The sequence below is a fragment of the Mesoflavibacter sp. genome, assembly GCF_964226795.1.
Classification (GTDB): Bacteria; Bacteroidota; Bacteroidia; order Flavobacteriales; family Flavobacteriaceae; genus Mesoflavibacter; species Mesoflavibacter zeaxanthinifaciens.
In genome coordinates, this window is the sequence record NZ_CAXQQP010000012.1 from 1 (window position 1) to 14785 (window position 14785).

The following is a 14785-nucleotide window of genomic DNA, read 5'->3' on the forward strand; positions in this document are numbered from 1 at the left end:
GTCACTACATAATCTGAAGCTGGCTGTGTCCCTAATATTAATAGCGTCTGACTCTCTAAATCAAATGGCTCTACACCATCATTACTCGGATCATCACAAACTACCATATCTGACGCTGGATTGATTGTAGGTTGAGCTGTAATATTTAAAGTAAATGTTTCAGACTCATAACAACCTGTATTTAGATACTCTACTCTAACATAAATAGTTTGAGGATTACCTAAAGTAGCTGTTGTCGTGTAAGTATCTGGTGTTGGTATTGGATTAGTATCGGCATCTGCGTCTGCCTGACTTTCATGATAAGTTATAACTAAATCTGAAGGAATTGCTGATGGTGCTAATATCGGAGTGTCATTTTCTGTTAAATCAAAAATATAAGGTGGCGCTCCTGGATTACACATAAATAAATCATCTGGTTCTCCATTATCTACTTCTGGATAAACATCAATACAAACTGTCTCTGTATATTCACATCCAAAATCATTTAAAACTCTGTAAGTATAACAATGTTGACCGGGCGTAGAAGGCTGAACAGTAATATCGTTTCCTGACGTACTAACAATAGAAGGGTCTGAATCCCAAGCTTCTGATGTTGTTACTGGTGTAAAAGAATATTCTGGTGGTTGTAATGTAGGATCAAACTCGATACTCCATGAAAAAATATAACCATTATCAATTGATAAATTATCTATTATTTCTATACACCAATCTCCGTTTAAAGGACTTCCTAATAAGTCAGATAGATTTCCTTCAGGAAGATAAGTTCCTGGTGTAATAGAATTATTTGGAGGATTAGAACCAGCAGTAATTGTTGGTCCATTTTCTATAGTTACTGTCCCTGTACTAGAGAAACAGTAATCTGCACCTGTACCTGGTGTATTAGTCCCATCGTCATTTGCTCCTCCTAAATAAGTCCCATTACCTCCTGGATAACCTTTAAGTACTGCGGTTTGACCATTTGGACTTATAATATTAATATCTAAATCTCCCATGTAAGAATGCTCCATGTTAACACAAATTGCAACAATTTGATTTACATCCGTTAATGTTAATGAAGATTCGTAACAATCAACTGTTACACATGTTTGGTATGTTGCTCCTGAACCATCAGGTAAAAATGTTGTACCACTAACTGGCGGAGTACAATCATTAATAAATTCTACTTGATTTGCTACTCCCGATAAGGTTACCTGTTCTCCAAAACATGCTGTTGAAGCAGAGGCTGCCGTACCTGTAAAGTCAGGCTCTGTACTTACTTGAATAACTTGATTGATTAAATTGGTATTACTACAACCTGATGGATCAGGATCTGTATTTGTATCTGTAACATTTAAATTCACAATATACACACCTGGATTAGGGTAAGAAAAAGTTGCTGTTTGACCAGAAACTGTATTTCCATCTCCTAAATCCCATTCGTACGTTGCTCCAGTACCATCTACAGAAAAGTTAGCACTTCCGTTTAATGTTATAGGATCTCCTGGACAAACTCTTATATATCCATCTCCATTTGGAGCTGGTGAAGATGAATCTAATTGCGAAACAATAGTTTGACATGGTTCATAACAAGATACATTTGCTTCCCAACCTGTCGTATTAGCAGAAGCATCTGATGTGAATTCGATAGTAAGACATCCTGTTGGATTGTTTGGTGTAGCAGAAACAAAACCTGGGTTTGCTGAAGCTCCACCACCAGAGAATGTTCCAAAAGCATTTGCTGCTGTACTATCACCATCATAAATCGTCATTTCATCAGTGCCATTTTGGGTACTAAAAGCAACAAAGTCTAATTGTACCTGCTGTCCAGCAGTATCTGGACATATAGTTAAAATAAAACTCTCATCATTAGCGTAGTTACCTGCACTTCCACCTGAATCATAAAATACGCCTCCACATTGACTTACAGTTGTGGTTTGCATAATTATGTCTTGAGAAAACACAAAGAAAACATTTAGTAATAGAGTTATAGTAAGTAAAAACTTTTTCATTTTGTAGTAGTTTGAAAGTAAAATCTAGCGACTAATTATTTTTTTAAATTTTGAGCCTTTATAACAATATAATATTGTGTATTATCAATTCTGTATATCGCAGAACCAACTTTAAAAAATTCTAAATTATATTTTAAAGGGTTAAATGTGTTTATATCAAAAACCTGATCTCTTTTAAGCTTTTTATTATAATTATTGAACAAACCAACCGTTGAAAGTAGAGTCACTTTACTTTTTGAGTTATAATGAGGTAGCTTTGTAATTAATAATCTATTTCTTAATAAATGTTTTAAATCCTTAATTTTTTGTGGTCTACTCAAAACATATTTTTCTAATTTGTCTTGATAAACTTCTTTAAGCATCCCTAATTCTTTTGCAGTAAAAGGAGCTTCTAAATTATCTCCATATTTAACTGGCTGCGTTTTTAATTTTCTATTGTTTTGAGCATTAACGTTTTGCACAGTAAAAACAATCGCAAAAAAAGATATTAGCAATAATATACGTCTCATAGTATTTTCTGAAATAATAAATTAAGACGGAAAATTAAGAAATTTTTAATAAACATTATGTTAATTAAAGAATGTAATTTACTTTTCAATGCTATTAAGTTTAAAACTTGCTAATTATTAACTTTAATTAAACTATTAGATTTTAATAATTGATTATCTTTGCAAACTATTTTAAACATCACATTTTTTATATAAATGAAGATTGATAACTCTGTAGAAAACATAGACAATAATGATCCTATTGGCGAAAACCATATAGGCACAAGTCATGACACACCGCTTAGACCTGATGCTTTTGCAATTTCTGACAAAGAAAAAATAGAAAGTATAAAAAAAGACGTAACAAACATAATGAATACCCTAGGTTTAGACCTAACAGACGACAGTCTAAAAGGGACACCTAACCGAGTAGCAAAAATGTTTGTGAACGAAATTTTTGGTGGGTTAAACCCAGATAAAAAACCTAACGCGTCAACATTTGATAACAAATATCAATATGGAGAAATGTTGGTTGAAAAAAACATCACTGTATACTCTACTTGCGAGCATCATTTGTTACCAATAGTAGGACGCGCTCATGTCGCTTACATTTCTAATGGAAGTGTAGTTGGGCTTTCTAAAATGAATCGTATTGTAGATTATTACGCAAAACGACCACAGGTACAAGAACGTTTAACCATTCAAATAGTAAAAGAATTACAAGATGTTTTAGGTACTGAAGACGTAGCATGTGTTATTGATGCTAAGCATTTATGCGTAAACTCTAGAGGCATTAGAGATATTGAAAGTAGCACCGTAACTTCTGAGTTTGGAGGCGCTTTTAAAAACAAAGAAACTAAACGCGAATTTTTAGATTACATCAAATTAGAGACTAAATTTTAGTATCAATCATGCAACTTTACCAAAACCAAAATATTAAAATATACAACTCTTTAACAGGAGAAAAAGAGCAATTTAAATCAATACATGAAGGTAGCGTTGGTATGTACGTTTGTGGACCAACCGTTTACAGTAATGTACACCTAGGTAACGTTAGAACGTTTATGTCTTTTGATGTTATTTTTAGATATTTAAAATATTTAGGTTACAAAGTAAGATATGTACGTAATATTACAGATGCTGGACATTTAGAGAATGATGCAGATGTTGGTGAAGACCGTATTGCTAAAAAAGCACGTTTAGAAGAAATAGAACCTATGGAGGTCGTACAACGTTACACTGTAGATTTTCATAATATTCTAAATACTTTTAATTTTTTACCACCAAGTATAGAACCTACAGCAACAGGTCATATTATTGAGCAAATAGAACTTATTAAAACAATAATTGACAATGGTTTTGCTTATGAAGTAAATGGCTCTGTTTATTTTGATGTACACAAGTACAACGAAAGTAATGAATATGGAATTTTAAGTAAGCGTAAACTTGAAGACCTAATACACAACACACGTGAACTTGATGGGCAATCTGATAAGAAAAACCCTCAAGATTTTGCGCTTTGGAAAAAAGCAGAACCTGCTCACATTATGCGTTGGCCATCTCCTTGGAGTGATGGTTTTCCTGGTTGGCACTTAGAGTGTACAGCAATGAGCACTAAATATTTAGGTGAACATTTTGATATACATGGTGGCGGAATGGATTTAAAATTCCCACACCACGAGTGCGAAATTGCTCAAAACCAAGCAGCAAAAGGAAAATCTCCAGTTAACTATTGGATGCATGCTAACATGCTAATCATGAATGGTAAAAAAATGGCAAAGTCAACCGGTAATTTTATTTTACCAAACGAAATTTTCACTGGCGACAATCCACATATTACTAAAGCATTTACACCAAGCGTTGCTCGTTTCTTCATGCTACAAGCACATTATAGAAGTGTTTTAGATTTTACAAATGATGGCTTATTAGCTGCAGAAAAAGGATATAACAGATTAATGGAAGCTGTTAAGTCTTTATCAGAATTAAAAATTTCTGATAAAAGTAGCATCGATATTAATGCTTGGAAACAAAAGTGTTTTGTTGCTATGAATGACGATTTTAATTCACCTATTTTAATAGCCAACCTTTTTGAAGCTGTAAAATATATCAATCAAATAAAAGATGGTACAGTAACAATAACTAAAGAAGACTTAGAAACGCTTACAAAAACTATTAACGATTTTACCTTTGATATTTTAGGATTAAAAGACGACACTATTCAAACTAATACAGGTACTGACAAATTATCTGGCACAGTAGAGCTTTTAATCAAATTACGTCAAGAAGCAAGAGCTAATAAAGACTTTGCTTTAAGTGATAAAATTAGAGACGAATTAGCCGAAGTAGGTATAAAACTTAAAGATGGTAAAGACGGTACAACCTTTACTACAAATTAATATTAAATCCTCTCTACATGAGAGGATTTTTCATTTTTAACAATGAAAAAACTGATTATCAAACCTTTTTTATTTCTTATAAAAGTTTATCAAACTTTTATATCTCCATTTACACCAAATACTTGTAGATATCAACCAACATGCTCACATTACACTAAAGAAGCTTTGATAACACATGGGTTAATAAAAGGTGGCTGGTTAAGTATAAAAAGAATTTTTAGCTGTCATCCTTTTGGTGGTAAAGGTTTTGATCCAGTACCTCCAAAAAAAGAAAAAGAATAACAACTCTATATAAAATTAAGCTATTACTTAACAGGTATAGTATCTTTTACAATTCTATATTCGTAATAGTCCATTTTATCACCAACTTCTAGCAGTAATTTTTCTGCAACACCAGCATTAACCTCTAATACAAATTGAGCTTTTGTTTGAGATGGTAAAGAAGACTCATCAAAAGGTTGAGCATTTTCTTGAAAACTAACAATACGCTTATTGTGATCTATAAAAATTAAATCTAAAGGAAAACGTGTGTTTTTCATATAAAAACTGCGCTCTCTAACATCAGGAAACACAAATAACATACCTTGATTATCTTCCATTCCGTCGCGATACATTAAGCCTGTTTGGATTTGGTAAGGAGTTTTTGCTATCTCTATATCAAAGATTTTAATTATGGTATCTGTTGTACCTTTAAAGAAAGTTAGTTCTCCTTCTTTTTTAAATTCAACTTTAACTTGCTCTATTGTTTTCTTTTCTTCTTTACATGAAGTAATACAAATAGCAAAAACTATAATTACAATTAGTGGCTTGTAAAACCTCATTAGATATTAGTTTTTTTTGGTTTAAAAGTGAACATAAAATATAAGCCTATAAGTATAAACGGAATACTTAATAATTGCCCTGTGTTTAACAACCAATCTGCACGTTCTGGATTTTGGGCTTCTTTTACAAACTCTACAAAAAATCTTACTGTCCAAAGCAATACTAAAAACAGACCAAATAAGAAACCACGTTGTTCTCCTTTATTAGTTTTTAAATAAAAATATAACAGAATTAAAAACACAAAAATATAACTAAAAGACTCATATAACTGAGCAGCGTGACGATACGGAACAGCTTCTAAAAGAGTGGCAAATTTTGGGTTATCTGTTACTGCTGCGTAAGCTTTTTTTACGTCTTGAATACCTGTTAGCTTTACAATTTCTGACTTGTGATAATAGTCTTGCACAAAGCGTACACCTAAGCTAGAGTCTGTTACTTTACCAATAATTTCTGAATTTATAAAATTACCTATTCTAATAAATATAGCTCCAGAAGCTACAGGTATTACAATACGATCTAAAATCCACATTAATGATTTGTAATTATATTTTTTACGGTATAAATACATACCTATAATAATACCTATTGCTGCACCGTGACTTGCTAACCCTTGAAAGCCTGTAAACTCGAATTCTGGTTTGGTGCGTATTGGTAGAAAAATGCTTAAAAAGTCTTGACTAAATAGTTCTGGTTGGTAAAATATTACATGACCTAATCTTGCGCCTAACATAGTAGCTAAAACTGTGTAAATAAATAAAGGATCAAGATATTCTAATTTAATTTTTTCGCGCTTAAAGATATAGCTCATTATTTTATGTCCTAAAACAAATGCTATAATCCACATTAAACTATAAAAATGAATTTTGAAGTTTCCTGCTATATCTATTCCTGTTATTGGATTCCAGTCAAATTTTAATGCGTACATACTATTTTTTTTGCGATTGTAAATATAGTATTTATGCTTTAGTTATAAATAGAATTAACGCAGGTTTATTAATTAATTGATTTTTAATTTATATTTATTAGGCTTAAGATTAAGTTGATCTATGCGTTAGGGATTGAGCTATTGTTGGAGCACATCTTTGATTGCGACTAGCGAAAGCCCGACGCACTTTTGCCCTAAAGCAAAAGTGGGTAACGTCCAAAATAATTGCATAAAAAAAGCCTTTTTACAAGTGCAAAAAGGCTTTTTTATTATTTGGAGTTTGAAGAACTATTTTACAACAGTCTCATCAATTACTTCTTCTTTCTTTTTTAAAGCGTCTGCTGCGCCTCCTTTTTTAGCAGTATCAAACATGATTGGTGTTGCGATAAATAATGATGAATATGTACCTACAATTACACCTACGATTAAGGCAAACATAAATCCTCTAATAGATTCGCCACCAAAAATAAAGATAGCTAATAACACTACTAATGTTGTTAAAGAGGTATTTAACGTACGGCTTAATGTGCTGCTTAATGATTTGTCAATTACTTCTGTAAATGGCCAATTGGTATGCTCGTTAAAGAACTCACGAATACGGTCAAATACAACCACGGTATCGTTTAACGAGTAACCGATTACGGTAAGAATTGCTGCAATAAATGCTTGATCAATTTCCATTGAGAATGGCATAAACTTGTATGTTAATGAGAATACACCTAATACAATAATAACATCATGGAAAACAGCCGCTACTGCACCAAGAGAGAATTGCCATCTTTTAAAACGGAATAAGATATATAAGAATACCACTACTAAAGATCCTAATACAGCCCAGAAAGATGCTTGTTTAATATCATCTGCGATTGATGGACTTACTTTGTATTGATCCATAATTCCTATTTGCTTGTCTGCTTTAGAAAGGTCTTTAAACTCTTCAAAAGATTGACCGTTTAAATAAGGCTGTAACGCGTTGTATAGTTTTTCTCTTACTTCTTCGTCTACTTCGTTAGCAGTTTCGTTAATCTTGTATTTTGTAGAGATTTTTAAGTTATTCTCGTCTCCTACAGTTTTTACAGATGCACTTCCAAATACTTCTGGTGTAGCTAAAGCTTCTTCTACCTCAACAGCGCTAACTGGCTCTGCAAAACGCACTTGCGTTGTACGTCCTCCAACAAAGTCAATACCTTGATCTAACCCATTAGTAAATAAAGACCCTAAACTTACTATTAATAAAGCTCCTGAAATAATGTAAGCTACTTTACGCTTTTTAAGGAATTCGATATTAATGTTTCTGAACAAGTTTTTAGTTACACCTGTAGAGAAATCTAATTTCCCTCCTTTATTTACATACCAGTCAATTAATAATCTTGTAATAAAAATTGCTGTAAATAAAGATGTACCAATACCAATTAATAATGTAGTTGCAAAACCTTTAATTGGTCCTGTACCAAACACAAATAAGATTAATGCTGTTAAACCTGTAGTTATGTTAGCATCTAAGATTGATGATAAAGCGTTACTAAATCCGTCATTAATTGCAGATTTTTGATCTTTACCTTTACTTAATTCTTCTCTAATACGTTCAAAAATAAGTACGTTAGCATCTACCGACATACCTATTGTTAATACGATACCAGCAATACCAGGTAATGTTAACACTGCACCAATACCCGATAAAATCCCGAAGATTAATAAGATATTGAATAACATTGCGATGTCTGAGAATATACCAGCTTTACCATAATAGAAAACCATCCATAATAATACTAAAGCTAAAGCAATACCAAAAGACATTGTACCACTATCAATAGCTTCTTGACCTAAAGATGGACCAACTATACTACTTTGAATAATATCTGCTTTTGCAGGTAATTTACCAGCACGTAAAACGTTAGCTAAATCTGTTGCTTCTCTTAAAGTAAAGTCTCCAGAAATTTCTGTACTACCTCCAGCAATTGCTCCGTTAGAAGCTGTTGGCGCAGAGTATACTGTGTTATCTAAAACTACTGCAATTTGACCTTGAGTCTTGTAAGCTTCTCCGGTCATTTCTTCCCAAATCTTAGCTCCTTTACTGTTCATTTGCATACTTACAACAACTTTGTTTGCTTGATTGTAAGTTTGACGCGCGTCTGTAACTACTGCACCACTTAATGGTGGCTCTCCATCTCTGTTTCCTTGTAAAACATATAAATCTACTACTTCGCTATCTTCTGCTACTTTACCAAATACAAATTTTGTGTAACGTAACTCTGCAGGTAATTTTGCTCTTACCTCTGGCATAGCTAAAAGTTTAGCTACTTGCTCTTTATCTTCTACTTTAACTTGTGCTAAAGTTGCCCCAAAACCAGGACCAACAAAAAGATCTAATAAAGGATTGTTTTCTACAACTGTTTCATCTTCTTCTCCTGTTAAGTCTGCAATAGCTTGCTCTTCTTCAGTCATCTCTTCTTCATCTGCAGTTGCTTGATCTGCTTTAGCTTCTCCTTCTTTTGCTTTTAATACTTCATTAGCATCAAGTAAAAATTGACTAAATAATTGAGAGTTTGAACCATACCAAAACTCTAATTGCGCTGTTGTTGTTATTAAATCTGTAGCTCTTTCTACATCTTTAACACCTGGTAATTCTAATAATACACGACCAGAGTTACCTAAACGTTGGATGTTTGGAGACGTTACACCAAACTCGTCAATACGCTTACGTAATACTTCAAAAGCAGAAACAATAGACTCGTCTATTTTTGTTTCTAAAACTACTTTAGTCTCGTCATCAGACATATTAAGATCAATCTCTCCTACTAAAGAACGTGTTGCAAAAATATCTGGAGATGCTAATTTTTTATCTCCTTTGATAGCGTCAAAAGCAACAAAGAAATCTTCTAAATATGTATTTTGACTATTTTTCTGAATTTCATCTGCATCATCTAATGCTTTTCTAAAAGTTGGATCTGTACTTCCGTCTGCAAGACCAATTAAGATGTCTTTTACAGAAATTTGTAAGATAGCCTCTAAACCTCCTTTAAGGTCAAGACCTAACTTCATTGAGTTTTCTTTAACTTCAGAATAATCACTTCCTAAGAAAACACTTTCTTTAGATGTTGCTAAAGAGTCTAAATATCTTGCTGCATATTCGTTTACTTTTGCGCTACGATCCTCTGCAGACGCATCTATTTTTTGTTCTGCTATCTGTGTAGCTTCGCTCTCTACCGCATTATTTTTAAATGTGAAAGACAGCTGGTAAATACTTACCAATCCAAATAAAACTGCAAATAGTTTTATTAATCCTTTGTTTTGCATTGTTTGTTAATTTTTGGTCAATTTTATAAATCGGGCAAATATAATTTTTCCCTTAATAATTGACAATTATAATGTTTAAAATGATTTTATTAAGCTGAAAAGCTTTTAAGGTTGAATTCCTTTTTTTGTTTAAGATTGAAATGAAAAAGGTCCAGCTCTAACCTCTGGTATAGTGTAAGTTTTATTACTAAAAGTCAAATGGTATTGACTTGAAATATTTTGTTTTAAAACCGAAATATTAAGAAAATCGATTGCTACAAAAGCATCTAAGTAAAACGGAAGATTTGTATTAGAAGAACGATCATAATCTTGCTTAGTTACAATTATACTTTTTCCAGCAGAATTATTTTGATTTTTTGAAGACGTTTTAATCTCATAAACATCAAAATCAAATCCTTTTTTGCTAGTTTTTTTAGGTAGATTACTTTGATTTTCTTCTAAATTTAAATAGCCTGATGCTATCTCTATCTGTAATGCTTTTGAAAGTAAAGACTTAATAACAACAACATCTAAGTTACTGTGATAACTTATTTTTAATTGGTCATTAGCGTCCTTTTCTACAACTATATTAGTAACATCAATAGCCTGCAATTGCTCTTGTATTAAAGCAATTGTTTGTTCTGATTGTTCTAACGTTACTGTTTGATCTTCAAAACGAATATGTACTTCTTGATTTGGTAAAGAAGCTTGGTTTTGTAAAACTCCAAATACAGCTAGAACAACAATTAGAGCACTGATGTACCATTTTGTTTTCATAAGTGCCAAATATAAAAAATTAAGTCTTTAAAAAGGCTGATTTTGAGGTTTTTTACAAATAAAAAAGAGCAACGAATGTTACTCTTTTTTTATTTAAATTTTATAAAATAAATCTTTATTGATCCTCCATTTTAGAATAACCTTCTGGTGGAGTAAGATCGAACATGTTATTTGGTACAGCTTCATTTTTAACTTCTGTAACATCGTACAACAAGGTCATTTTCATACCTTGCTGAAGCACATCTATTTTCATATACAAAGGGAATCCTTCTAACTCGTCTCCAAACTGAGACGTTTCTTGAGTCTGAGCTTTAATTTGATCTGTAGCAAATATCTCCATAGTCATATCTACACCATCAGCTTTCATTGTTACATTGTACTGTTGGCAATCATATCCTAAAATAGTTTTTGTTTTATCTCCTTTAGTAATTTTAATATCATCGCCTAAGTCTTCTGGTGCTTCATAATCGGTCATTGTATATTTTTTACCGTACATTGGAGAGCTTATTAAGGTTAAAACTTTTTCTTTTTCCTTATCTACTATTGTAATAGACTCACCAGACATTGGGCTACTAGTTTCTGCTCTTACTCTATCTTCTGTAAAATATGTCGTAATTTTAGTTTCGCCCATCATTTGTAATTGCGAGTTCATCTCTGCATTATCACTAGACATTGTCATTTTTGAAGAGATTACTCCTTCTTTTAATTCTTCTTGAGCAACACTTACTAAACTGAATGATGCTAGAAGTATAAAAATTAATTTTTTCATTATTTTATTTTTAATTATTGAATGTTGTAATGTACTGAAATTGTTTTTAATTAATACAGATTTTATAAAATAAAAAAGCCTCATGAAGTAAAAACTTTATGAGGCTTAGTTGTATTATTTAATAAAATCTTATAATTCTAATAAACCATTAGTTTTAGACACACCTTCTGCACTTTCTTTCATATGTGCTTTTTCTGCATCGCTAAGTTCAATCTCTACAACTTTTTCAATTCCGTTGCGTCCTAAAATTACTGGAACACCAATACATAAGTCATTTAATCCATATTCTCCATCTAATAAAGTTGAACATGGGAACATTTTCTTTTGGTCACAAGCAATTGCTTGAACTAATCCAGATACAGCTGCTCCTGGTGCATACCATGCAGAAGTCCCTAATAACTTAGTTAATGTTGCTCCTCCTACTTTAGTATCTTCTTTTACTTGATTTAATCTTTCTTCTGAAATAAATTCTGAAACCTTAATACTATTTCTTGTAGCATGAGATGTTAATGGCACCATACCTTTATCTGAATGTCCTCCAATTACCATACCGTCTACATCGCTAATTGGACACTCTAAAGCTTCTGCTAGTCTATACTTGAAACGTGCAGAATCTAAAGCTCCACCCATACCGATAATTCTGTTTTTTGGTAAATCTGTAGTTTTGTGTACTAAGTAAGTCATAGTATCCATTGGGTTACTAACTACAATTATGATCGTATTAGGAGATTGCTCTATAAGACTAGAAGATACAGATTTAACAATACCAGCATTGATGCCTATTAACTCTTCACGAGTCATACCTGGCTTACGAGGTATACCTGATGTAATTACACAAATATCACTATCTGCTGTTTTAGAATAATCGTTTGTTACACCTGTAATTTTTGTATCAAAACCATTTAAAGATGCTGTTTGCATTAAATCCATTGCTTTACCTTCTGCAAAACCTTCTTTAATGTCTAATAAAACAACTTCTGAAGCGAAGTTTTTAATAGCAATATACTCTGCACAACTTGCACCAACTGCACCTGCACCAACTACTGTTACTTTCATGTTATATATTTTAATTGTGTTAATAAATTTATCCTACAAATTTAACAATTTAACCCGAAGAATTAACCGAAAACATCAAAATATTAGGTTAAATTAAGCTTAAAACTAATCTGTTAACCTCTACAGAAAATTATTATTTATAAAACAAAAAAAACACCTGAAAGATAATTTTCAGGTGTTTTTAATATTCATTTAAATATCTAATTAAGCATCTATATTTGCATAAATAGCATTCTTCTCTATAAATTCTCTACGTGGCGGAACTTCATCTCCCATTAGCATAGAAAATACTCGATCTGCTTCTGTACCATTATCTATTTGTACTAGACGTAATGTTCTAAATTCTGGATTCATTGTTGTATCCCAAAGTTGTTCTGCGTTCATCTCTCCAAGACCTTTATATCTTTGGATTTTTGAAGATTCTCCAAATTCTTTAACGATTGCATCACGTTCTTTATCATTCCAAGCATATTGTTTCTTAGCTCCTTTTTTGATTAAGTAAAGTGGCGGCGTTGCTATGTATACGTGACCAGCTTCGATTAATTCTTTCATGTATCTAAAGAAAAATGTTAAGATTAATGTTGCAATGTGACTACCATCAATATCGGCATCACACATAATTACAATCTTATGATATCTTAATTTAGAAAGGTTTAAGGCTTTACTGTCTTCTTCTGTACCTATAGTTACACCTAAAGCTGTGAAAATGTTTTTAATTTCTTCGTTTTCAAAAACTTTATGTGTCATTGCTTTTTCTACGTTTAAGATTTTACCTCTTAATGGTAGAATAGCTTGAAACTTTCTATCTCTTCCTTGTTTTGCAGTACCACCTGCCGAATCTCCCTCAACAAGAAACACTTCACATTGTGCTGGATCTTGCTCTGAACAGTCTGATAATTTACCAGGTAATCCACCAATGCTCATTACTGTTTTACGCTGTACCATTTCGCGCGCTTTTTGTGCAGCGTGACGTGCTTGAGCTGCTAAAATCACTTTTTGCACTATGGTCTTGGCTGTATCTGGATGTTCTTCTAGATAATCAGTTAACATTTCTGAAACCGCTTGACTTACAGATGCAGAAACTTCACGGTTACCTAATTTTGTTTTTGTTTGACCTTCAAATTGTGGTTCTGCTACTTTAACAGAAACAATAGCTGTAAGTCCTTCACGGAAATCATCACCTGCAATGTCAAATTTTAATTTATCCAACATTCCAGATTCATCTGCATATTTTTTTAGGGTATGTGTTAATCCACGACGAAAACCTGATAAATGTGTACCACCTTCGTGTGTATTAATATTATTTACGTAAGAGTGTAAGTTTTCGGCATAACTTGTGTTGTAAATCATGGCAACCTCAACAGGCACTCCATTTTTTTCACCTTCAAAAGAAATAGCCTCTTGCATTAAAGGTTCTCTATTTCCATCTAAAAACTTGATAAACTCTTTAAGACCTTCTTCTGAATGAAATGTTTCTCCTTCAAAATTACCATCTTCTTTTTTGGCACGTTTATCTATTAAATGGATAGTTATTCCTTTATTTAAGTAAGCCAACTCACGTAAACGGCTAGCTAAAGTATCATAACTATACTCTAATGTTTGCTTAAATATTTCTGGATCTGGTTTAAAGGTTACAATTGTACCTCTTTTATCTGTATCTCCAACAGCTTTTACAGGGTAAAGTGTTTTTCCTCTTTCATACTCTTGCTCCCAGATCTTACCATCACGATGCACTGTTGCTTTTAAGTGTTCTGATAACGCGTTAACACAACTTACACCAACACCATGTAAACCACCTGATACTTTGTATGAGTCTTTATCAAACTTACCACCTGCTCCAATTTTGGTCATTACAACTTCTAATGCAGAAATCCCTTCTTTTTTATGAATATCTACAGGAATACCACGTCCGTCATCTTCTGTTGTAATCGAGTTGTCTTCGTTAATAGTTACTGTAATATTGTTACAGTGTCCTGCTAAAGCTTCATCAATCGAGTTGTCCACAACCTCGTATACTAGGTGGTGTAAACCACGTACTCCAACATCTCCAATATACATTGAAGGACGCATACGTACGTGCTCCATTCCTTCTAATGCCTGAATACTGTCTGCGGAATACTGTTTTTTATTTTCTTCGCTCATATATCGAATTATTAGTTATTTGCTTTTTTAAATTTTCTTCTAAAAGAAAGTTATACACATAAAAAAAGACGCTTTAGCGCCTCTTATGAGTACAAACAAATATACGAAATAAAAGCCCTTTTTCAAGCTTTTTTATCCACTTAGTC

General features: G+C 32.5%; 12 protein-coding genes. 3 read left to right on the forward strand and 9 right to left on the reverse strand.

The window, feature by feature from the left end; all coding sequences use genetic code 11:
• Positions 1 to 1988: PKD domain-containing protein (locus tag ACEQT4_RS10545; RefSeq protein ID WP_370227573.1), on the reverse strand; the 1988-nt coding region annotated here is incomplete at its 3' end.
• Between the two features lie 35 nt (positions 1989 to 2023).
• Positions 2024 to 2497, reverse strand: a complete 474-nt coding sequence (locus tag ACEQT4_RS10550) for a hypothetical protein (protein ID WP_370227575.1) — start codon at positions 2495 to 2497, stop codon at positions 2024 to 2026.
• Between the two features lie 195 nt (positions 2498 to 2692).
• On the opposite strand from ACEQT4_RS10550, the gene folE reads away from it, so the two are divergent.
• From folE to yidD, 3 genes are read left to right on the forward strand one after another with little or no spacing between them, the layout of a single operon-like run.
• Positions 2693 to 3379: a GTP cyclohydrolase I FolE gene (gene folE / locus ACEQT4_RS10555; protein WP_027880158.1), complete on the forward strand. Its 687-nt coding sequence runs from the start codon at positions 2693 to 2695 to the stop codon at positions 3377 to 3379.
• Positions 3380 to 3387: 8 nt separating this feature from the next.
• Positions 3388 to 4872 carry a cysteine--tRNA ligase gene (gene cysS / locus ACEQT4_RS10560; RefSeq protein WP_370227577.1) on the forward strand — a complete coding sequence of 495 codons (1485 nt, stop codon included), beginning with the start codon at positions 3388 to 3390 and terminating at the stop codon, positions 4870 to 4872.
• Between the two features lie 42 nt (positions 4873 to 4914).
• Complete coding sequence (gene yidD / locus ACEQT4_RS10565) at positions 4915 to 5154, forward strand: membrane protein insertion efficiency factor YidD (protein ID WP_027880160.1); 240 nt, start codon at positions 4915 to 4917, stop codon at positions 5152 to 5154.
• A 23-nt stretch (positions 5155 to 5177) separates the two neighbouring features.
• Here the strand turns inward: yidD and ACEQT4_RS10570 are convergent, their stop codons facing one another.
• The 7 genes from ACEQT4_RS10570 to gyrB all read right to left on the reverse strand — a co-directional run bounded on the left by ACEQT4_RS10570 (position 5178) and on the right by gyrB (position 14639).
• Entirely contained in the window at positions 5178 to 5693 is a 516-nt protein-coding gene (locus tag ACEQT4_RS10570) for a DUF192 domain-containing protein (RefSeq protein ID WP_106676804.1), read from the reverse strand.
• Positions 5693 to 6619 carry a prolipoprotein diacylglyceryl transferase gene (lgt, locus tag ACEQT4_RS10575; RefSeq protein WP_027880162.1) on the reverse strand — a complete coding sequence of 309 codons (927 nt, stop codon included), beginning with the start codon at positions 6617 to 6619 and terminating at the stop codon, positions 5693 to 5695. Before lgt ends, ACEQT4_RS10570 begins: the two co-directional genes overlap by 1 nt.
• Before the next feature lie 288 nt (positions 6620 to 6907).
• A complete protein-coding gene (gene secDF / locus ACEQT4_RS10580) occupies positions 6908 to 9916 on the reverse strand; it encodes a protein translocase subunit SecDF (RefSeq protein ID WP_370227580.1) in 3009 nt (1002 codons plus the stop codon).
• Between the two features lie 129 nt (positions 9917 to 10045).
• Positions 10046 to 10672 carry a hypothetical protein gene (locus tag ACEQT4_RS10585; RefSeq protein ID WP_370227582.1) on the reverse strand — a complete coding sequence of 209 codons (627 nt, stop codon included), beginning with the start codon at positions 10670 to 10672 and terminating at the stop codon, positions 10046 to 10048.
• A gap of 115 nt (positions 10673 to 10787) precedes the next feature.
• The gene (locus tag ACEQT4_RS10590) at positions 10788 to 11441 is read right to left on the reverse strand and encodes a DUF4412 domain-containing protein (RefSeq protein WP_370227584.1); all 654 of its coding nucleotides are present in this window, start codon (positions 11439 to 11441) and stop codon (positions 10788 to 10790) included.
• Between the two features lie 129 nt (positions 11442 to 11570).
• Positions 11571 to 12497, reverse strand: coding sequence for a malate dehydrogenase (gene mdh, locus ACEQT4_RS10595; protein ID WP_027880166.1), 927 nt, complete (start codon positions 12495 to 12497; stop codon positions 11571 to 11573).
• 204 nt (positions 12498 to 12701) lie between these two features.
• A complete protein-coding gene (gene gyrB / locus ACEQT4_RS10600) occupies positions 12702 to 14639 on the reverse strand; it encodes a DNA topoisomerase (ATP-hydrolyzing) subunit B (protein ID WP_027880167.1) in 1938 nt (645 codons plus the stop codon).
• Positions 14640 to 14785 lie beyond the last annotated feature (146 nt).